The following is a 20497-nucleotide window of genomic DNA, read 5'->3' as shown; positions in this document are numbered from 1 at the left end:
GAAATCACAGCCGCCCTAAGATCTCCGCGGCAAAGCGCGCGATTGCGTCGAGCGCCTCGCTGGTACGGCGCCAAGGGCTGAGGATGAGCCGGTCTACGCCGACGTCGGCGATCCGCTTCACGTCGTCGACGGTGTCCACCGGCAGCCCGACTGAGATCTCCGGTCGCTCGGCCCGGCCGCTCTCCGCCCAGAGTTCGTGCAGCATCGCCAGCGAGTCCGGCAGCATTTCCAGCGAGTGGTTCATGGGCAGCCAGCCGTCGCCGTAGCGGGCGACCCGCCGCAGCGCCGACTGGCCGTCGCCGCCGATGTGCAGCGGCGGGCCGCCGGCCTGGACCGGCTTGGGTTCGAACATCACGTCGTCGAAATCGAAGAACCGGCCATGATGGGACACCACCTGTTCCGTCCACAGCGCTCGACAGACCTGCAGTGCTTCGTCGACTCGAGCTCCGCGGCTGCGGAACTCCAGCCCGACGGCGTCCCACTCCTCCCGTAGCCAGCTGGCACCCACGCCGAACTCGAACCGCCCGCCGGATACGACATCGAGCGTCGCGGCGGCCCTGGCACTCACGAACGGGTGCCGCAGTCCGATGTTGTACACCTGAGTGCCGAACCGGATGTTCCTAGTTTGTCCGGCCAGAAACGACAGGTAGTTCATGGCGTCGAACACCGGCATCTGCGGCGGAATCGGCGGATGCTCGTCGCCGTGATGGGGGCTGCCCGCCATCTTCACGGGCAGCACCAAATGCTCTGGAAGCCATACCGACTCGAATCCAAGGTCATCGGCGCGCTGAGTGAGCTTGGGCCACAACGACGGGTGTGCGCGGGCCAGGGTGATGCCGAACTTCATATCAGCGCATGCTCGCTATCCCGACCAAGGAATGGCCTTGAGCGCACCGCCGGCGTCGACGCGCAATTGCTGGCCGGTCACGTACCGCGCGGCGTCGGAGGCCAGAAACAGCACCGCCTCGCTGACGTCCTCGGGTTCGATGTAGGCAACCGGCATCGCGTTGATGACAGGGAACGTCAGTTCGGCGTCTTCGCGCGTCGGGTTCTCGAGATCCGGCCGAAACGCTTTGTACATCGGCTCGCTGTGCAGCATGTTGGTATTGACGTTGGTCGGGTGAACGGCGTTGACCCGGATAAACCCCGGTGCCAGTTGCAGCGCGAGGTTGTTGACGTAGTGGGACACCACCTGCTTGGCGAAGCCGTAGCCGGCGCCGCCGGGGCCTGCGTCCATGCCCGTGGTGTTCAGCGACGCCAGCGATGCCGCCAATGATCCGGTGGCGATGATCGATGCGCCCGCCTTGAGGTGCTGCAGGCTGCAATGCACCAGGTTGAGTACCCCGACCAGGTCGACGTCGACGGCATCGACGAACGCCTGCTGAGGACCACCTTTGGTCAATGGAGCGATCCCCGCGTTGGCCAGCACGATGTCGAGCTTGCCGAACTCGGCCACCCCCGCGTCGACCGCTGCCGCCAGTGCTGCGCGGTCGCGCACATCGGCAATCGCCGTGTACGCCTTGCGGCCTTCCTTCTCGACTAGTCGAGCGGTCTCGTCGAGGTCTTCCGGGCGTGCCAAAGGGTAATCGTTGGTGGCGATGTCCTTGCACAGATCGATCGCGATGATGTCGGCACCCTCGGCGGCCAACAACCGGGCGTGCGACCGGCCCTGCCCGCGTGCCGCACCGCTGATGACGGCGACCTTGCCCTCAACTCTGCCCACTATTAGCTCCTTTGTTCAACCTATCCAGTGTTTCGCGACCACTCAGCGGAGGTCGATTAGATTGTCCCGCTCGATGCCGTTCTGCCGGGCCGATTGGGTGCCGGCGCATACGCCGCAGGTGTCCCTGTCATGCCGGCCTCGCGACCGAATTCCATTGAGACAACTCATGTGGTCAGCACCATCGACGCACACTGCGGACCGTGGGCATTGGCGACCACCGCGACCTCGGCTCCCTCGACCTGCCGAGGGCCGCACTCGCCGCGCAGCTGGGCCACACCTTCGGCGAGAAAGCTGAGGCCGTGTAGTCGGCCTTCAGCCAGCTGGCCGCCTTGGGTGTTCAATGGCAGGCTCCCGCCGGGTCCGATGGTCGATCCGCCATCGACCCAATCACCGAATTCACCGACCCCGCAAAACCCCATCGCCTCGACCCAGGACAGCGCGATGTGGGTGAACCCATCGTAGAGTTGCGCCACGTCGACATCGGCCACGGTGACCGACGCGCGTTTCCACATTGTCTCCGCGCAGCGCTGCGTTCCGCCGAACAGGAAATCGTTCGTGTAGGTCCAGTCCGGCTTCCAGCCCGTACCCATCGCCACCGCGTCGATCCAGACCGGACGTTTTGCTGTGTCGACCGCGCGCTCGGGCGTGGTGACAATAACGGCGCTGGCACCAGTAACCGGATAGTCACAGTCGAACAGCCGGAGTGGATCAGAAATCATGCGCGCGCCGAAGATAGTCGTCCATGGTCAACAGATCGCGGGCGACCGCGCGCTCGTTGAGGCTTGACCAGCGCCGCGCGTTCACCGCGATATGTCCGTAATCCTGCTGGCTGCCGCCGAGGGTCTCGAGCCGTCGGCGCATCTTCATCGCCATGATCGGGATCATCCCGCCGGCTACCCCGTAGGGCAGATCCCACTGCCAGCTTCCCGCCGGCTGGGGCAGCGCCCGCTCCACCGACATCCGGCCCCACTCGCGAGTGACGGACCGGACCACAAGGGCGACCTCGCAGGAGCCGGACAACACCGCCATCTGCGCACCGAGCACCGACCCGAGGGCCGCTGGTCCACGCGGGCTGAAATCACCGTAGGCAACCAGGTTTTCGATGCCGAGCATCCGTGCGAGGTCGTAGGACTGTTCGTGGCCGGCGTATTCAAACACTCCGTCGACGTCGCGCGGCCGCAGTCCGGCATCAGTGATAGCGGAGCGCGCCGCGGCAACGGCAAGGGCGCGACCGTCGACACCGGTCTCACGGTGCACCGACGAGTACCCGACGCCGACGACGGCTGCTTTCTGCAGCGTCATCCCAATGCCCGCACTGAACCCCGCCGCGGCCGGAACTGGGGAAGCGCCATGTTGCCGCGACTTTCGAAGACGACTTCCATGGGCATTCCGACTCTCAACTCGTCAGGCTGCGCCTCGACGATGTTGGTCAGTATCCGAACGCGGGGTGCATCATCGAGTTCGGTCAGGCCGATCATCATCGGCACCGCGTTGATGAAACCGGGATGGAAGGACTGCCGCAGAATCGTGAACGAGAACAACGTCCCCTGCCCGCTCACCTCGACGGCCACCGGAACAGCCCCGTCGGGACCGCCACCGACGACCTCGGGCACGGGACTCGGCGGGTGTTGCAGGACGTCCAGTCCCTGGAACCCCTGAACGGCGAGCCGTCCCTGTTTAGCACTTTCCCAGTAGAACTCGCTGACCGAATCGGGAATCGGGACAGGCCGAACGTTTGCGTCCATGGCAGCGCTGTCCTCCCGCCAGTATCCCGGGTAGTGCCGCGGCCGACGAAATCCACCCCAGTACAAACTCTGGAAGCTGGGCTTTGGCACCGCCGTTGTCGCCGACAACCGTATGTCTTACGGTAACGTTGTGTCAATCGAGCGCGTGGGATTTCGCAGTGATGCCCGGACGGCTGGCCCGCGCGGTAACGGAGGGATGTCCATGCCAGGTAGTTGCGACTAGGTGCGGGCATGATCGAGAGCTCGGAGTCCGACTTCACGACGGCGATCCCCGGCACCGCCGGCGTGATCGGGCATTGGCCGGAGGCGCTAGCGACGGGTCGGCACTATTTGTGGCGTCACCGACGCTGCATCGGTCGTGGCGCGCAGCAGACAAACATTCCAGGATTAATCCGTCCGCGTCAAAGATCGTCGAAATAAGTTGCACCGCAGGAGGTTACGTTGACCACGTCTAAAGTCGTCTTCGATCCGTTTTCCAGTGACTTCTTCAACACGCCGTACGCCACATATCGGCGGATGCGCGACGAGGCACCGGTCTACTACAGCGAACAGTACGACTTCTATGCCCTGACCCGGCACACTGACGTCGCGGCCGCAATGAAAGACACTGCGACCTTCTCCTCGACGCGCGGCATCGATCTAGAGATGGTTCAGTCCGGTAATCCGGCGCCTCCCCTGATCATCATGATGGATCCGCCCGAGCACCGTCGCATGCGCGGTCTGGTCAACAAGGTTTTCACTCCGCGCGCTATTGAACGTCAACGGCAAATGGTCGTGGACCAGATCGATCGATTCCTTGCCGCGGTGGACCCCAACGACTTCGACGTGGTGCAGGACTTCTCCGCACTGTTCCCGGTCGAGGTCATCACCCAGATGCTGGGCGTACCAGTGGAGCTCCGGCAGCAGGTGCGGCTGCTGCTCGACAAACAACTCGAGCGGGAATACGGCAAGGTCCAAATGCCGGAGGAAGGGATCCAGGCCGGTATCGAGACCGGACTGATGTACTACAACATCATCCAGGAGAGGCGCGCCGAGCCGCAGGAAGACATGATCAGCGACTTGATTGCGGTCGAGCTCGAGCGAGACGGTGGAACAACCAAACTCGACGATGTCGAGATCGCCGGCTTCGCCTCGCTATTGGGTGGCGCTGGTGCCGAGACGGTGACGAAGTTGGTTGGCAATGCGGCAGTGACGTTCTTCCAGCATCCGGACCAGTGGCAGATGCTGCTGGATGATCGCAGCAGGATTCCCGCGGCGGTGGAGGAGCTGCTGCGCTGGGAAGCACCAGCCCAGTATTTGGTCCGGTACAGCATGAAAGACGTTGAGCTGCACGGTACGACGATTCCCGCCGGAAATGCTGTTCTACTATGTGTGGGTTCGGCCAATCGGGACGAGCGGACCTTCACCGATGCAGACACCTTCGATATCAACCGGGACCGCAGCGAGGCGCAGAACATCGGCTTTGGCTACGGGGTGCACAGTTGTCTGGGCGCCGCGCTGGCCCGCATGGAATGCGCCGTAGCGCTGGACAGACTGCTCGACTTCATGCCGCGCTATGAGGTCGTGCGGGAAGGCCTCAAGCGCGTCGCCATGACCAACGTGATCGGCTGGCACAATGTGCCGGTTCGGGTGGCGCGGTGACGGGGCCCGAACCGGAAGCGTGAAATATTCGCGCTAATGAACGCGACGGCGCCACTTACTTGCTGCGGGAGCGCCTCTTCCTGCCGGAGTGCGCAAGGATGTCCTCGGCTCTGGCGATGATTGCGTCCAGGGTGAACTCGAACTCGAGTTGGTCGATCGAATGGCCCCGGTATTCGAGCTCGTATAGCAATGGATGATCGGTCCGCACCCCGGTGGGTGGTCGGATACCCCTGGGGCGTTGACCGGCATTGAGTTGTTCGATCATCGAGGTGCCTCGACTGTGCGCGGACAGCGCGAGGTAGATGCTCAAGGCATCGTCCGGGCTGAAGCCCGCATCCACCATCGTCCTGATCACCGTTTCCAGGTTGTTGACCGAGGTGTGGGTCGCTTCCGGGCTGAGCTCTCCGGTGCGCATCAGAACGAGTTCGCAGAGCACCGGATTCTCCCGGAACACAAGGTGCATCTTGCGAAAGTGATTTCGCAATGCGTCTTGCCAGGTGCCGCCGTCGACAAACGGATTCGTGAAGTGGTACTGCCGGGTAGCGCGTTCGGTCATCGCGTCGAGCAACTGATCTTTTCTACGGAAGTGCCAGTAGATGCTGGTGACCGGCACGTCGAGGTGCTTGGCCAGGACCGGCATACTCAGGCCGGCGATCGATACCTCCTCGGCCAATTCGAATGCACCAGTGATGATTTCCTCGAGATCAAGCGATCCACGAGGGCGGCGCTTTGCCTTGGCGCCGCGCGCGTTTGATGAAGCGGACTCCATCGCTGCGCTGGATTCGGCCATCTTCACTCCAGTGTTGTGGGACCACCTCGTGCTCGGCAGTTCGGGCTCAATACTACGGGACGAGTGGTGCCGACAACGGTAGCCCTTACCGTAATTGGCCATTGGACGGAGCCTGTCGGCCAATCCGGGTGGTTGTAGCCTCTCCGGACGCTAGTCCGACTGTGACATTGCCAGCCTGATCAAATCGGTTGCATTGGTCGAATGCGAACCGTCGTCACCTGAACGCCGCTGCGCCCGGATCGCGACGTCGTGGCCTTCGACCTGCTTGCGGAGCGCACCAACCGTGCAATTGTCACGGCCTCCGAGGACCGCGAACGGATCGTATTGGAAGTGTCGCATCGCATTCACGTGCGTGATCTTGTCGATGTCGTCATCGCAAAGTCCCAATACGGACTGCTCTAAGATCTCGGGCGACTCGGGCCAATTGGAGTCCGAGTGTGGATAGTCACACTCCCAGGTGACCATATCCATGTTCAGATGCTCATGGCTGGCTAGCCCGAACTTGTCGTCGATGAAGCACGTCAACACATGTTCGTTGAAGACCGCGCTGGGCAGTTTGTCGCCGAAGTCCTGGCCGGTCCAAGCGTGATGGCGGTCGTAGTTGTAGTCGATGCGCTCCAAAAAGTACGGAATCCAGCCGATGCCGCCCTCGGACAACGCCACCTTGAGATCGGGATATTTGCGCAGCGTCTTCGACCACACCAGATCGGCCGCGGCCTGCACGATGTTCATCGGCTGCAGCGTGATCATCACATCCATCGGGGCATCCGGCGAGGTGATGGTCAGCTGCGACGACGAACCGATGTGCATGCACACCACAACAGATTCCTCGCTGCAGGCCTGCCACACCGGATCCCAATGATCCGAATGGATGGACGGCCAGCCGAGCTTGGACGGGTTCTCGCTGAACGTCAGTGCGTGGCAACCTTTTTTGGCAACCCGCCGGATCTCGGCAGCCATCACTTGCGGATCCCAAATCGCCGGCAGCGCGCAAGGGATGAACCGTCCTGGATGGCTGCCGCACCACTCGTCGATATGCCAGTCGTTGTAGGCCTCGACCATCGCCAGCGCGACGTCCTTGTCCTCGGTGCGGGCAAACAGCTGTCCGCAGAACTGGGGGAAGGACGGAAAGCACAGTGAACCAAGGACGCCGTTGGCACTCATGTCCTTGACCCGCTCGTCGTGGTCGTAGGCGCCCTTACGAAGCTGCGAAAAGGACGTGGGTTCGATGCCGTATTCCTCTTTCGGGCGTCCGGCAACCGCGTTGAGAGCGACATTGCCGACGGTCTCCCCGTTGTACTTCCAGACATCTGTGCCGTCCGGATTAGTGACGAACTGCGGTGCGCGGTCGATATATTTCGCGGGCAGCCGTCCCCTGAACAAATCCGGAGGCTCCACGACGTGATCGTCGACGCTTACCAACACCATGTCGTTCAGCTTCATAAAACATGCCTTCCCGACAACGCCCGCCAGGCTATCCCGGGCTGCCATCTGCACCTTGCTATCGTTACGGTAAGAACAACGATAACAGTTACCGCATGACTGCCGGAGGGCGTGATGGCAATTCGACGAGTCGCTTCATGCGCAGGTTCGCCGTGAGCAGTTCGATGCTGCCGCTCACCGAGGAGCAAGTATCTTTATGCCCGCTGCCTGACCATCGCCGGTGGCACCTCGGAGATCATCCGCAACACGATTGCCGAGCGGCTGCTCGGTCTGCCCCGAGACCCGTTGGTCAAATAGCGATCTCGATGCGCATACACGGTATTCGTTGACGGAAGAAGACCGACATGATCAAGAACGATGTCGAGGCGAATCGGACCGACACGCCGCCGGATACGCAGGCGCAGACGGTGGCCGCGATGGTCCGGGCACGCGCCGACGACGACAACGTGGGGCTGATCTTCCAGGAGCAGTCGTGGACCTGGCGTGAAGTGGTCGCCGAGGCGGCGACACGGGCGGCATGGATGCGCGCAACCCTGGACCGTGCGCGTCCACCGCACGTCGGGGTGCTGCTGCCCAACGTGCCGGAGTATGTCTTTCAGATCTTCGGTGCGGCACTGGCCGGGGCCTGCATCGTCGGAATCAATTCGACGCGACGCGGTGCGGAGTTGGCGCGCGACATCGACCACACCGCATGCCAATTCGTTGTCGCCGACGCGGCCTACGGGGACCTTATCGACGATGCGGTGCGGGTCGAGGACGCGCCGTGGGCGCAGTTTCAAGATGTCTCACTACCGGATCAGGATCCGCCGCCGTCCGCATTGCTGTTCCTGCTCTTGACGTCCGGTTCGACCTCGGCACCCAAGGCTGCCAAGTGCAGCCAGGCACGGCTGGCCGGTACGGCAGGACAACTCAGTGTCGGATCGAAGGTGGTGCTGTACTGTGCGCTGACCCTGGCACACGGGAATGCGTTGAACTCCGCGCTGTTTCCCGCGCTGGCCAACGGTTGCCGGTTAGTTCTGCGCGATCGTTTTTCGGCGGGCGCATGGCTGGACGACATCCGATCCCACGGCGTCACGTTCACCAGCACCGTCGGGCGCGCCCTCGGGTACATCCTGGCCACTGAGCCAACCCCCTACGACCGCGACCACCGGTTGCGGGCGGTACTTGCACCGGAGGCCTCACCGCGAGACACCATGCAATTCGAGGAGCGGTTCGGGGTCACCGTGCTGAGTGGATACGGATCCAGCGAGGGCGGCATCGCGCTTGTGCCCGCACACAAGCCCGGATCACTTGGAATCGCCCCTGCCGGTGCAGATATCGCGGTCGTCAACGAAGCAGGCGTCGAATGCGAAGTAGCCCGATTCGATTCCGACGGAAAGATGCGCAACGCCGCCGAAGCTATCGGAGAATTGGTTCGTCGCGATGCCGGCGGCGATTTCGAAGGCTACTGGAACAATCCCGAAGCGGAGTCCGCCCGGGTGCACGGCGGCTGGTTCTGGTCCAGTGACCTCGCGTACCGCGATGCGGACGGCGTGTTCTGGTTTGCCGGCCGGGCCGGGGATTGGCTGCGGGTGGACTCGGAGAACTTCGCCGTCAGCCCCGTCGAGCGCATCCTCGGGCGATTTCCGGACGCTGCAGCTGTCGCCGTCGTCGGAGTGCCGGATCCCGTTGCCGGCGACCAGATTTTGGTTGCGGTCGAGCTATTGCCGGACCGGTCGTTCGACCCCGACGCCTTCGCATCCTTCCTGGACGCTCAGCCGGATCTCGGTACAAAATGGGCACCCCGGTTCGTGCGGTTGGTGCCGGCGATGCCGGTGATTAGTCAAGGCAAAATCGACAAGAAACCGCTCCGGCGAGATGCGTGGCTCTGCGATGATCCCGTGTGGTGGAGGCCTCCGAGGTCGTCCGCATACGTCCCGATGACCCTGGCCGACCGCGACGAGCTGCGCGAGGAATTCGTTGCCCACGGCAGGATCGACGCCCACCCGCAGTCCTCTGGCTAGCCCTGAAGATCAAACAAGACCAGGAAAGAAGGAACCGTTGTGCCGGTCCATTACGAACTCGGAGTGCGTCCCGATGCGGAACACGTGGTGCTCATCACCCTTGACCGCCCGGAGGTCAAGAATGCCTGCGACCTCGAACACTTTCACCGACTGGCGCAGGCATGGAAGCGGTTTGAGTCCGACGACGACGCCTGGGTAGCGATCTTTACCGGTGTGGGACGGTCGTTCATGTCGGGTGCCGACCTCAAGACCTACGTCCCGGAGATCACCGCCTTGGCCAAGGAACTCAGCGCGGGGACGGCGACTTCAGTAAAAGGCTATTCGCTCTCCGACGGCACCGATGCCGTGTTGCGAGGCACCAAGCTCTACAAGCCGATCATCGCGGCGGTCAACGGGCCATGCGTGGCAGGCGGGATGGAGATGCTCGGTGGCGTGGATATCCGAATCGCCGCGCGGCACGCCACATTCGGCGTACTGGAGCCGGCCCGGGGCCTGTTCGCGGGTGGCGGGACCACCGTGCGATTGCCCCGCCAGATACCGTTCGCCCAGGCCATGGAGTTCCTGCTGTGCGCTGATCTCATTGACGCGCAGCGAGCCTATGAAATGGGCCTGCTCAACGCTGTGGTTTCCGAGGAAGAACTGCTGGACAAGGCGTTTGACTATGCCGCGCGGATCACCAAGAACGCGCCGCTGGCCATCCAGGCCACCAAGCGAAGCGCCCTGGAAGGGCTCAAGCTCGACATGCGGGAGGCCTATCGCAATGAAGCTCGAATCTCCAAGGAGGTCTTCGCCACCGAAGATGCCAAGGAGGGTCCACGGGCGTTCGCCGAGAAGCGCCCACCGAAATGGACCGGTTCCTGATGGGCTCGGCCGGCGACCTGCGCCAACTATGCGTCATCGGGGCCGCCCAGCACACCGTTCGGGGCTCCGACGCACCGGAACCCCTGATCAGCTGGGAGCAGCGGGCCCGCGAGGCCGCTGCCGAGTCTGGCATCGAATATGTGCTGTCACAAATAGATTCACTGCAAATTGTGTATTGCCAGACCTGGCCCTACGACGACCCCGCGGGCCGCTTGGCGACGGCACTGGGCGCAGCGCCGCGTCATCGCATTTACTCGGGGATCGGTGGTACCACCCCGCAAGAGTTAGCGAACCGAACCGCCGAGGCGATGCGGCGCGGAGAACTGGACCTGGCGCTGATCTGCAGTGCCGAGGCACTGGCGACTACGCGCGCCGCCAAGAAGGCAGGCACCCGGCTGCCGTGGAGTCACCGAAAGTCATCCCCGTTCCCCTGGGAGCCCCCACATCCTGCCGAAGTCAATCACGAGGTTTTCCAGGCGTGGGAGACATTCCCACTGTGGGACACCGCACGCCGGGCCAGACATGGCGAAACCCTCGCCGACGACGCGACCGAAGCCGCCGCAATGATGGCCGCAATGAGCAGTGTCGCCGCCGGCAACCCGCACGCCTGGCGGCCGGTCGCGTTGGATGCCGCGACGATCAAGACCGCGAGCGCGAATAACCGATACGTCGGCTGGCCCTACACCAAACACGAGGTCGCGGTCATGGACGTCGACATGTCCGCCGCGGTGCTGGTGGCCACCAGGGAAAAGGCCGACGCGCTGGGGGTCAGCGAGGACCGACGCTTGTACCTGAGTGGGTGGGCCTACGCCGAGGACCCAGCGAGTATCGCCGCGCGCGCGGACATGTCGAAGTCGGCCGCGATGTCTGCCGTCGGCAAACACGCTTTGGCACAAGCGGGCGTGGGGCTCGACGACATCGACGCTTTCGACCTGTACTCGTGCTTTCCATCGTCGCTCCGGTTCGCCTGTGACGCACTGGGACTCGCCGTCGACGATCCCCGCGGACTCACGATCACCGGCGGCCTTCCGTATGCCGGCGGACCGGCCAGCGGCTACCAGATGCACGCCATCGCCAGTGCCTACGATCGGCTATGCGACGGTCCGGGTCCCGACCGCGTGCTGATCACCGGTGTCGGCATGCACATGGCCAAGCACGTCGCGGGTGTCTGGGCGTCGACGCCTGGTCTATCCAACGCGCCGCCCGATCCGGCCGTTGTGCAGGCCGAAGTCGATGCCGCGCAACCACACCGCGACTTACTCACGACGTGGTCGGGGCCCGCGACGGTATGCGCCTATACCGTGGCGCACGGCCGCGACGGTGCCGCACAGCAGGGCTTGGTAGTGCTCGATACCGAGCAGGGGCGGGCGTTGGCTCGCGTCCACGACGGGTCGCTGCTCGCCGATGCCGAGTTGCGTGAACTCGTCGGGCAACCCGTGACGGTGACCACCGATGGCAAACGCAACCGAGCGCGTTGGTAACGAGCGTGTTCCTTGTCAAAGGAGCTGTTACACAGGGTCAACTATATGTAATATCATCGCCCACTGCGATACAGCCGTCGAGGTACTATCGGTCTGCCATCGGGTCCGTGCCGCCGGACAGCTCCGATGTGTTGATCGTCGGCGAAACCGACGACGCAGTGGGACGCCGGACTACTCTCCCACGGGTTCGTGATACGGCTTAGACCTGACGGTCCAATTGTGTGACAACTCGGCGATCCGTTACCGGACAATCGTGCCGCGATGAGCGGTTCATCGAACACCCGGTCCTGCCGGAAGTGGGTTGGTGTCTTGGGCGTGTCCGCACCTCGAGGACTCGCAGGTGGGACGGCGGGGGATCAGCGCATCGCGGCCTGATCAACTGGCTGCGGTTTTCGGAACGCGACGACGGCGAGGTTCGAGCCCCGCGGCGTGACGCAGTTCAGCCAGGAACTCTTCGGGCGTTCCACCCTGAACGAGGTAGTGGCACACCGCGATACGTACGATGGCGGCCGCGGCGATGTCGGCGTTGTTGCCGGGTATGATCTGACGCAGCCGTGCGCGGAGGATCGGCATCACCCGCCGCATCTGGGCTAGTACGTGCCCGGGCTCGATGTCGACGACTGATCGCGCCGAGAACGAGTCTTGGAACTCCACGATGAATTGCAGCGCGGCATCCATCCGATCCGGCCCGCTCAAGCCCGCCATCGCCGCGGCGATACCGGCGTCGAAGATGTCCTGCTCGTACAGCATGAACGCCTCCAGCAAACCTTCCTTCGAGCCGAAATAGCGATACAGAGTGGGGCGGGAGACGCCGGCCTCAGCGGCGACTTCAGAGAGTTGCAGATTTTGGTGTCCGCTTCGTGACAGGACGATATGAGTAGCGTCGAGGATGCGGCGCCGCATCGACGGTTCGGTGTCCGTTGTCATTAAAAGCCACCGTCCAATCGCTTTACATAGAGAGCCTATAATGTCACACTGAGTCGGTCTTCATCGCGACTTGGCTACCCGGACATCAGTCACACGGTGCCAGTCGCTCGACGCAGCGCCGGCGATCAATGACGGGCTTGGTGGTGGGCAAGATCGCGTGGGAGTTCGACATAAGCATTTTGTTCAGGTGGCGGCTGACCAACCTAAAGTACGCCACCGTCTGCAGCCAGTTCATTTCTGTTGCCACTCCGTCCTCGAAAGACACCAGTGCGCCTCGACACGCGCAGGACAGACTCTGCGACATCGAGGGAAAAGTCGCGTCGGACATCGAAGCGCTCTGCCAGGGAGATCCACCCAAACCGCCACGCCGTAAGCATAATTTTGACGAAGTGTTGACCCGTCGAGTTCGAGCAGTTCGACTCGATCGGCCAGAAGCTCGCCTTCCGCGACGACGGTCGGCGCCTCAACTGCGCGGTCTGCTTACCCGCGTTTCCGATCTCGTCGGCAACGGCGGTCTCGGCGATGCGGAGACATCTGCGCTTGGTGAGACGCGCGAACGCGGCCTCGCACAGGGGATTTCGCTTCCGTGAGCACCACACATCACGCCGGGATCTGCGTTTGCGACATGGAGCAATCGTTGCGCTTCTATCGCGATGGTCTTGAGCTGACCGTCCTGGCGGACAAGGTGCTCAACGCCAACCTGGAGTCGCTTCTGGGGGTCCACACCGAAGCAGTGCGCACCGTGTTCCTCGGCGACGCCGAGCAGCCGGACTCCGGAATGGTCGAGCTGCTCGACCTCGGATTGCCCAGCGTCGCCGAGGCGCAACCGCAACCGGGTCTGCCGGTCCGCGGCGTCTTCCTGCTTTCGCTGCAGGTCGATGTGGCCGCGGTGCTGTCCCGGCTTGACGAGATGGGACTTGGGGGCAGCCCGCGCATGATGTCCACACCAGGTGGCGGAATGGCCGCCACCGTGACGGATCCCGACGGCGTCATGGTGGAACTGCTTCCCGTGGGCAAGCTTTCGGTATTGACCTAGGCCGGCGGGCCTATGGCGAACTCGATGCTCTCGTGGCAAACGTGGGGGCGCCGCGCGTTTTCGCGCCGGACTGGACATAATCATCGCCGGTGTCAGGGCTTCGGTGCACGACTGATGAATGTGGGCAACCCCAATTCTGGTGACATCTTGCCCGCCATGTGTAATGACCAGTTCAGGCGGTGGCAGACGGAATCGGGTTGTAGGCAGGTGAGCGGATTGCGTTGCGCGATAGCATTCAAACGCGCTGCCAAGGATTCAGCGTCCGAAGCTACCGCGCGCCGGGAGCCCGTAACGGTTACCTATCGGCCGGCAAGGCTAGTTACATATGCTACAACAGCTGTAAAGTAGACTTTTGCCGTCGATAGGGAGACCCATGGCTTTCGACCCCGAAGTCGTGCATGCCAAGTATCTGGCCGAGCGTGACAAGCGCCTCGTTCCCGGTCGCGCGGCCATCCGAGACCTCACCCGCGACGAGTACGTTGCCGGCTACCGCGTCGACCCGTTCACTCCATACACCGCGCGAGAGCCCATCGTCGACGCACCCGATGTGGTGATTGTCGGCGGAGGCATCGCCGGTATTCTCGCGGGCGCTCATTTGCGCAAGGTCGGCGTCGAGCGCATCCGGATCGTCGACCAGGCCGGCGGGATGGGCGGCACCTGGTATTGGAATCGGTACCCGGGGGTGATGTGTGACGTCGAGTCCTATCAGTACCTTCCGATGCTCGAGGAACTGGACTACATCCCGACCCGGCGTTACGCCTTCGGAGAGGAAATCAGGCAGCATCTGCAGACGATTGCAGAGCGCTATGACCTGGTGTCAGATGCACTTTTCCACACCAGTGTCACGCAAACAGTGTGGCGAGACGACACCGGACGCTGGATGGTACAAACCGATCGGGGCGACAAGCTGTCGTGTCGTTACTATGTATTGGCCGTAGGAATTCTGAATCTCTTGAAGCTGCCTGCGATCCCGGGCATGGACACGTTCGCAGGTCGTGCATTTCACACCGCGCGGTGGGACTACGGCTACACAGGAGGCGGTCCGGGTCAAGCGCTCACCAACCTCAGCGACAAGGTCGTCGCGTTGATCGGGACGGGCGCGAGCGGGCTGCAAATTCTGCCCCCCCTCGCCGAGGCGGCCGAGCACGTGCACGTGTTCCAGCGCACGCCCTCGGCGATCGGCGTGCGGGGCAATCGTCCCACCGATTCGTCGTTCACCGAGGGGCTCCAGCCGGGTTGGCAGAAAGCACGGATGGACAACTTTCAATCGATCATGCTTGGTCGCCCAGCCGAGGTGGACCTCACCGACGACGGATGGACCCATCACTACGCCGCGGTACAGAACCCGGCCCGGCGCAAGGGCATGACCAGCGAAGAGTTCATCCGCACCGCCGAGGAACTCGACTTCGGCATCATGGAGGAGCACCGACGACGGATCGACGAGCTGGTTCACGACCCCGACGTCGCAGCGGCGCTCAAGCCCTACTACCGCTACCTCTGCAAGCGGCCCTGCTTCCATGACGAGTACTTCGATGCGTTCAACCGGCCCAACGTCACCCTTGTCGACTGCCCCGCCGGCATCGACCAGATCACCGACCGGGGGCCGATCGTCGCCGGCCGGCAATACGACGTCGACTGCATCGTCTATGGCACTGGCTTCGAAGCGGAAACCACTCCGCTACAGCGTCGCGTCGGCCACGACATCATCGGGCAGGGAGGCGTCACTCTCGCCGAGAAATGGGCCGACGGCGCCGCCAGCCTGTTTGGCATGATGAGCCGCGGCTTCCCGAACATGTTCGTTATGCCGGCGCCCGGCCAACAAGCGGTCGTGACCGTCAACTACACCCAGATTGCCGTGTTGGGCGCCGAGTTTGTCTCCGAAACCGTTGCGCTGCTGGAGAAAAAGGGAGCCCGTTGGTTCGACGTATCCGCCGAGGCCGAGGCCGACTGGACACGGCAGATCGTCGACACCTACATCGACCCCAGCGCCGTCATGGCTGCTTGTACGCCGTCCCGTATCAACAACGAAGGCGACCCGGGCGGCGTAAGGCCTCGCGACACCAATTTCGGCCGCGGATTCGGTGACTACTTCGCTTATCGAAAACTGCTCGAAGGGTGGCTCGCGTCCGGCGATTTCGAGGGGCTGGAACTGGCGTGACCGAGCGGCAGCGTGTGGTGGTTGTCACCGGCGGCGGCGGCGGGATCGGTGCCGCGATCGCCGAAACAGCCGGCCGGACTGGTGCTTTCGTGGTCACCATGGACCCGCTCGTTTCTGTCGACGGCACCGAACCGCTGCCGCAGACCGAGGCCACCACTGCCGCCCGCATCGTCGCGGCAGGTGGTTCCGCGCGTGCCTCGCGCGTTTCCGTCACCGATGTATCGGGTGTACGCGAACTGTTCCACGAGTTGGCAGCTGAGTTCGGGGGAATCGACGCCGTAGTCAACGTCGCGGGCATCAGCCGTCCCACCAGCTACGCGCGGGGTCTCGACGACGACTGGCTCAGCGTCCTGTCGGTGCACCTCGACGGTTACCGCAACGTGCTCAGCGCTGCCCTGCCGCTCATGGCGGCGGCCGGCCGTGGTCACGTCCTCGGGGTCACCTCCGGATCGGGCTGGCGATCCGCCGACGCCGGCGCCTACAGCTGTGCCAAGCGTGCCGTGGCCTCACTCACCTGGCAGCTGGGCCGGCACGCTCCCGCAGGAGTGGTAATCAACGCCATCTCGCCGATCGCCGCCACCCGCATGGTGGCCGCCGCTCTCGGACAGACGTCGAAGACTGGCGGCTCGGCCACTGGCGGACTGTCACTGGGTTCGATGCCCACCCCAGAGCAACTCGGCCCGCTAGGCGCTCACCTGGTAGGCGGCGGTTTCGGTGCCTGCCGCGGGCGGGTGTTGTTCGCCGCTGGGTCGGAAGTTGCAGTGATTGACGAGCCGCGGCTGCTCGAGGTGGTCCGCAGCGATGACGTTCCGTCCCCCGCCCATCTGGTGGAGGCCGCTACTACCATCGCGCTGGCCCGTGCCGAGAGCCGCCAGGTCAGCGGCGGCGGCAGCAACGCTCGCTTCGGATCGGTGTTCGAGCAGTCGGCCACCGACCCCCTCCTGGGTGATGCCGCGCGGTCGTGCGCTGTCGTCGCTGACCGATCCGAGGTGGCGGCCGCACTGTCGGAATCACTTCAGGCACGGGGAGTGTCGTCGTACCGGATCAACGACCCGGCGGCGCTGGCCGATCTCGACGCACCCGACGCCGTGGTGGTGGCCCTCGCGGGTACACCCGCCGCAGCCACCGAAGCGGATTCGGGGTGGAAGCGCATCCTCGCCGAGCACGACGGCGTCGTCGATCAGATCCTCGCCGACGCCCGGTGGACTCGTGCGGTCGCCGAAACGGCCTCTTCGAGCGACCGGCCCGTCCGCCTGGTCACCATCACCGCGGCCACCACGGCCGGTGGCCGCAGCCGAGCGCAGGCTTCGGCACAACTGGCTCGCGCCGGCCGTGAGGCCACCGGCGGTCTGGTACTGCCGTTCGCCGTCAGTGCTGAGTCCGACGACGTCCCAGCCGTGCTGACGGCCCACCTGCTGAGTAGCGCGAGCGCCGATGGACTCGTGGGCGCCGAACTAGTCTCTGGCGCAGGGTGGTTCGGGTTGCGCAGCCACCCGCGCCCGATCGGGAGCATCAACTTCGGCGGACCGACGGTGCCGTCGTGGTTCGACGACGCACTGGGAGAGGTGGTGGCGCCGCAGTGACGACCGCACCGCCGCGGCCTGAGCGCATCGTCGATGCGCATGTCCATCTGTGGGATCCTGCCCGCACCGACTGGTACCCATACCTGTCGGCGGGCCACGCGGAACTGAACATGGGTGATGTCTCAGGGATGGCCCGCCGGTTCGACGTTCCCACTTATCGGGCAGAGACGGCTGGTTGGAACGTCGAGAAATTGGTCAACGTGGCTGCTGCCACCGGCGAGCACTCGATTCAGGAAACCTTCGAACTCGATCGACGGGCGGCGGCTGACGGCCAGCCCGACGCCATCGTCGGCGGCCTGCCTTACACCGAATCCATTGCCGAGGCAATCGCGTTCGTTGACGAACAGCTGACGGCGTCGCGCTTTCGCGGCGTCCGCCCCATGGGGGTTTTCGAGGCTCCGCTGCCCCCGGCCGAGGTGTTGCGCGCGCTGGTCGAGCGGGGTCTCCTGTTTGAGGTGATGACGCATCCGGATCAGCTGCTTGCGGTGGCTCGGGGACTGGAGGCGCACAGCGACCTTGTTGTGGTCGTCGAGCATGTTGGTTGGCCCCGCAACGGGAGCGACGACGAGCGGACCCTGTGGACCGAGGGCATCGACGCCCTGGCCGGCCTTGGCGACAACGTACTGTGCAAACTCTCCGGTCTGGCGATGCCGCTGGCGTCAATGTCGGTCGACGTGTTAGCGCCATGGCTTGAGCGCGCCATCGACGCGTTCGGAGTCGACCGCTGCCTGTTCGCGAGTAACTTTCCCGTGGACGCGATGCACGGCACTTTCGATGAGCTGTACGGCACCTACTCGGCGGTGGTCGCCGGCCTCGGCACGGGGGACAGGGACAAGCTTTTCGCCGCTAACGCGGAGCGCATCTACCGCTGCTGACGCCTTGCGGCGTCTGGGTCGTCAACAGTCCACTACGACGTTCAGCCACCGCGTGCTTGAACCATCGCCGAGCGGTTGACCTTGGTCGCCGCGCTGCGGGGTATTTCGTCGACGAACTCGACGGTTTTGGGCACTTTGTATGCGGCGAGCCGATCCTTGGCATAGCGGATCACGTCTTGCTGGGTTGGCGGTCGAGCAACGTCCGATGCCTGCACCACCGCATGGACGCGTCGTCCCCACTGGGGATCGGCGACACCGATCACTACGACGTCGGCGATCTCGGGATGGTCGATCAGCGCCGACTCCACTTCGGCGGGAAACACGTTGGCGCCGCCTGTGACGATCATGTCGGTTCGACGATCCGCGATGTAGAGGTAGCCGTCGGCGTCGAGATAGCCGATGTCGCCGGCCGATGTGAAGCCGTCCGGTGTCGTCGGAAGCGGCGGCGCGCCGCCAATGTAGCGGTACTGGTCGTTCATCGGAGCGCGCAGGTAAATCTCGCCGAACGCCTCCGGCGCGGCGACGCGGCCGTGGTCGTCTACCACCCGTATTTCGGTGTCGCGGAATCCTCTGCCAACGCTGCCGGCATGTTGCAGCCATTCGTCCCCGCGCAGTGCGGTCAGTCCGAGGTTCTCGGTCATGCCGTAGGCCAGCACGATTCGCTCCGGCCCGAGCAACTCGAACCACCGGCGAAGAAGACTCTGCGGCATGACCGCGGCGCCCTGCAGGATCCACTCAATGCTGGACATGTCGCGGTCCTCGACACCGGGAATGTCGGCAATGCGCGCCAGCATCGTCGGCGTGGCGGTGAAGGTCGTGATCCGGTGTCGTTCGATAACGTCAAGAACCAGTGCGGCGTCGAACTTTTCGAGTACCACCAACTGGTCGCCGCCGAGAAGGTAGTTCATGGTGTTGAAGCCGTTGGTGTGATACATGGGCGTTGGCACCAGAATTTTCTGTGGTTGGCTCACCGGCGTCCACTGCGCCATGAACGGCACGCGCAATTCCGGGTTCCACATCGCTGGTGCCGTGTTCAGGATGATCTTGGGCAGGCCGGTGGATCCGGAACTGCAGATACCGTTGAGTGCGGGCGAGACAATGTCCGGGAGCGCAGTGTCATCCTGGCTACGTGCGACGTCGGCCAGAGCCGCCAGGTTGCCCTCGCTGACTTCTAACGCAGGTTGAACGACGTCGAGAAGCCGCTGGTGTTCCCAGGCCGGCAGGTCCCATCGCATCGGGATGGGCACCGCGCCCACCTTCCACGCCGCAAGGGCGGAGACGACGAGTTCCATCGAGTTGGGAATCGACAGCGCGACCATCGCACCGTGGGTCACCCCAGAGGACTCCAGCGCGCGTGCCCACCGGTTGGCCGCGCGTTCGAGAGCGGCCCAATCCAGCGTCGTCTCTGAAGAGTCCTTGGCGATAACGGTGAGCGCTGTGCCGTCCGCCTCGGCGAGCGCTCGCATCGTGAGCTGACGGCCGTACGGCGTTTCCCCGACGGGGTTTTCCGTGGCGGGTGAGTGCGGGGTTTCAGGCATCAACAGCGGCATCCCTTCAAATCGGGGCGTCCACTATCAGGGTCGCCAATTGACGCGACGGGTCGGCGGAATCGGCAGGTTCGACCAACACCCCGTCACCCGGTCGCAGCGCCGCAACCGATACGGTGTCGCCGTTGTCGCATAGCACCACAACGAGACGGGCATGCTCAACATCGGGGACGGCGACAGCGGTTCCGCGCACCCGACCGTCGCGCAGGCTCATACAAACACCCGGCAGTCGCTGCGTCGCGGGTTGGACGGCCAGGGTGGCAACGTGGCCGTCGGCGATCTCGGCGAGAACCTCCGTCAGGGCCGCGCCGCCGGCGCGAAGCGCTCCCGCGGCCAGTCCTACGCTACTGAGCAGCGGGAGCGGCGCGAGTACGGCCCCGCAGGCCTCCAAGGCCAGCACCAGATCGAGCGTGCCCAGGCCCGGATCTTCGTCATCGTCGGATCCGCGGCGCGCCAACCACGTCCAGCTGAGCTCGACCGCCTTGTGCCACAACGGATGCCACGCTTGGGAATCCGTGTAAGACGCTCGCGTCAGTGATAAGGGGCACTCGGCAGCCAGGACCGCGCGCATCGAATTGCGCAGCGCGAGCTGGTCTGCGTTGGGTCCGATCTGCATCCAAATCTCTTTCGTAGCAGAGGTAGCGAAGCAAACGACGACGGTAAATAATTGCGACGTCTGCCGCC

At 64.0% G+C, this 20497-nt stretch carries 19 protein-coding genes and 1 pseudogene; 10 read left to right on the top strand and 10 right to left on the bottom strand.

The genetic code is table 11. The annotated features are described in order from the left end of the window. Window positions 1-4: 4 nt before the first annotated feature. The 5 genes from ACQY5A_RS26290 to ACQY5A_RS26270 form a co-directional block, all read right to left on the bottom strand. Window positions 5-847: an LLM class F420-dependent oxidoreductase gene (locus tag ACQY5A_RS26290; RefSeq protein WP_428343154.1), complete on the bottom strand. Its 843-nt coding sequence runs from the start codon at window positions 845-847 to the stop codon at window positions 5-7. A 15-nt stretch (window positions 848-862) separates the two neighbouring features. Then, the gene (locus ACQY5A_RS26285; RefSeq protein ID WP_428343153.1) at window positions 863-1723 is read right to left on the bottom strand and encodes a mycofactocin-coupled SDR family oxidoreductase; all 861 of its coding nucleotides are present in this window, start codon (window positions 1721-1723) and stop codon (window positions 863-865) included. A gap of 164 nt (window positions 1724-1887) precedes the next feature. Further along, window positions 1888-2442, bottom strand: a complete 555-nt coding sequence (locus ACQY5A_RS26280; protein ID WP_428343152.1) for a thiolase family protein — start codon at window positions 2440-2442, stop codon at window positions 1888-1890. Continuing rightward, complete coding sequence (locus ACQY5A_RS26275; RefSeq protein ID WP_428343151.1) at window positions 2432-3025, bottom strand: hypothetical protein; 594 nt, start codon at window positions 3023-3025, stop codon at window positions 2432-2434. Before ACQY5A_RS26275 ends, ACQY5A_RS26280 begins: the two co-directional genes overlap by 11 nt. Continuing rightward, complete coding sequence (locus tag ACQY5A_RS26270; protein WP_428343150.1) at window positions 3022-3468, bottom strand: Zn-ribbon domain-containing OB-fold protein; 447 nt, start codon at window positions 3466-3468, stop codon at window positions 3022-3024. Before ACQY5A_RS26270 ends, ACQY5A_RS26275 begins: the two co-directional genes overlap by 4 nt. A gap of 441 nt (window positions 3469-3909) precedes the next feature. Between ACQY5A_RS26270 and ACQY5A_RS26265 the strand changes: the two genes are divergently transcribed. After that, window positions 3910-5109, top strand: coding sequence for a cytochrome P450 (locus tag ACQY5A_RS26265; protein ID WP_428343149.1), 1200 nt, complete (start codon window positions 3910-3912; stop codon window positions 5107-5109). A 55-nt stretch (window positions 5110-5164) separates the two neighbouring features. On the opposite strand, the gene ACQY5A_RS26260 is transcribed toward ACQY5A_RS26265, so the two are convergent. Then, window positions 5165-5899 (bottom strand): TetR family transcriptional regulator, encoded by a 735-nt coding sequence (locus ACQY5A_RS26260; RefSeq protein ID WP_428343148.1) that lies wholly within the window; start codon window positions 5897-5899, stop codon window positions 5165-5167. 150 nt (window positions 5900-6049) lie between these two features. Further along, on the bottom strand, window positions 6050-7342 hold the full coding sequence (locus ACQY5A_RS26255; protein ID WP_428343147.1) for an amidohydrolase family protein: 1293 nt from the start codon (window positions 7340-7342) through the stop codon (window positions 6050-6052). 189 nt (window positions 7343-7531) lie between these two features. Here ACQY5A_RS26255 and ACQY5A_RS26250 point away from each other — a divergent pair. The 4 genes and pseudogenes from ACQY5A_RS26250 to ACQY5A_RS26235 form a co-directional block, all read left to right on the top strand. Beyond that, window positions 7532-7639 (top strand): annotated as a pseudogene (locus tag ACQY5A_RS26250) (acyl-CoA dehydrogenase family protein); the annotation flags it as partial. Window positions 7640-7686: 47 nt separating this feature from the next. After that, window positions 7687-9345 (top strand): AMP-binding protein, encoded by a 1659-nt coding sequence (locus ACQY5A_RS26245; RefSeq protein ID WP_428343146.1) that lies wholly within the window; start codon window positions 7687-7689, stop codon window positions 9343-9345. An 84-nt stretch (window positions 9346-9429) separates the two neighbouring features. Next, on the top strand, window positions 9430-10206 hold the full coding sequence (locus ACQY5A_RS26240; protein WP_428343145.1) for an enoyl-CoA hydratase-related protein: 777 nt from the start codon (window positions 9430-9432) through the stop codon (window positions 10204-10206). Then, on the top strand, window positions 10191-11687 hold the full coding sequence (locus tag ACQY5A_RS26235; RefSeq protein WP_428343144.1) for an acetyl-CoA synthetase: 1497 nt from the start codon (window positions 10191-10193) through the stop codon (window positions 11685-11687). Before ACQY5A_RS26240 ends, ACQY5A_RS26235 begins: the two co-directional genes overlap by 16 nt. 375 nt (window positions 11688-12062) lie before the next feature. Here the strand turns inward: ACQY5A_RS26235 and ACQY5A_RS26230 are convergent, their stop codons facing one another. Next, window positions 12063-12614 carry a TetR/AcrR family transcriptional regulator gene (locus ACQY5A_RS26230; RefSeq protein WP_428343143.1) on the bottom strand — a complete coding sequence of 184 codons (552 nt, stop codon included), beginning with the start codon at window positions 12612-12614 and terminating at the stop codon, window positions 12063-12065. 140 nt (window positions 12615-12754) lie between these two features. On the opposite strand from ACQY5A_RS26230, the gene ACQY5A_RS26225 reads away from it, so the two are divergent. The 5 genes from ACQY5A_RS26225 (at window position 12755) to ACQY5A_RS26205 (ending at window position 18266) form a co-directional block, all read left to right on the top strand. Beyond that, window positions 12755-13204 (top strand): hypothetical protein, encoded by a 450-nt coding sequence (locus ACQY5A_RS26225; RefSeq protein WP_428343142.1) that lies wholly within the window; start codon window positions 12755-12757, stop codon window positions 13202-13204. Next, window positions 13201-13650 (top strand): VOC family protein, encoded by a 450-nt coding sequence (locus ACQY5A_RS26220; protein WP_428343141.1) that lies wholly within the window; start codon window positions 13201-13203, stop codon window positions 13648-13650. Before ACQY5A_RS26225 ends, ACQY5A_RS26220 begins: the two co-directional genes overlap by 4 nt. Before the next feature lie 373 nt (window positions 13651-14023). After that, window positions 14024-15808: a flavin-containing monooxygenase gene (locus ACQY5A_RS26215; protein WP_428343140.1), complete on the top strand. Its 1785-nt coding sequence runs from the start codon at window positions 14024-14026 to the stop codon at window positions 15806-15808. Next, on the top strand, window positions 15805-17391 hold the full coding sequence (locus tag ACQY5A_RS26210) for an SDR family NAD(P)-dependent oxidoreductase (RefSeq protein WP_428343139.1): 1587 nt from the start codon (window positions 15805-15807) through the stop codon (window positions 17389-17391). Before ACQY5A_RS26215 ends, ACQY5A_RS26210 begins: the two co-directional genes overlap by 4 nt. Continuing rightward, window positions 17388-18266 (top strand): amidohydrolase family protein, encoded by an 879-nt coding sequence (locus ACQY5A_RS26205; RefSeq protein ID WP_428343138.1) that lies wholly within the window; start codon window positions 17388-17390, stop codon window positions 18264-18266. The genes ACQY5A_RS26210 and ACQY5A_RS26205 overlap by 4 nt, the downstream gene beginning before the upstream one ends. A 41-nt stretch (window positions 18267-18307) precedes the next feature. Here ACQY5A_RS26205 and ACQY5A_RS26200 read toward each other — a convergent pair whose 3' ends face one another. Further along, complete coding sequence (locus tag ACQY5A_RS26200; RefSeq protein WP_428343137.1) at window positions 18308-19804, bottom strand: class I adenylate-forming enzyme family protein; 1497 nt, start codon at window positions 19802-19804, stop codon at window positions 18308-18310. Window positions 19805-19820: 16 nt separating this feature from the next. Next, window positions 19821-20429 (bottom strand): hypothetical protein, encoded by a 609-nt coding sequence (locus tag ACQY5A_RS26195; RefSeq protein ID WP_428343136.1) that lies wholly within the window; start codon window positions 20427-20429, stop codon window positions 19821-19823. Between the last annotated feature and the right edge of the window lie 68 nt (window positions 20430-20497).

The organism is Mycobacterium sp. (assembly GCF_965277065.1).
Classification (GTDB): Bacteria; Actinomycetota; Actinomycetes; order Mycobacteriales; family Mycobacteriaceae; genus Mycobacterium.
The sequence above is the reverse complement of the archived record's forward strand: the minus strand, read 5'-3'. Positions and strand labels throughout refer to the sequence as shown.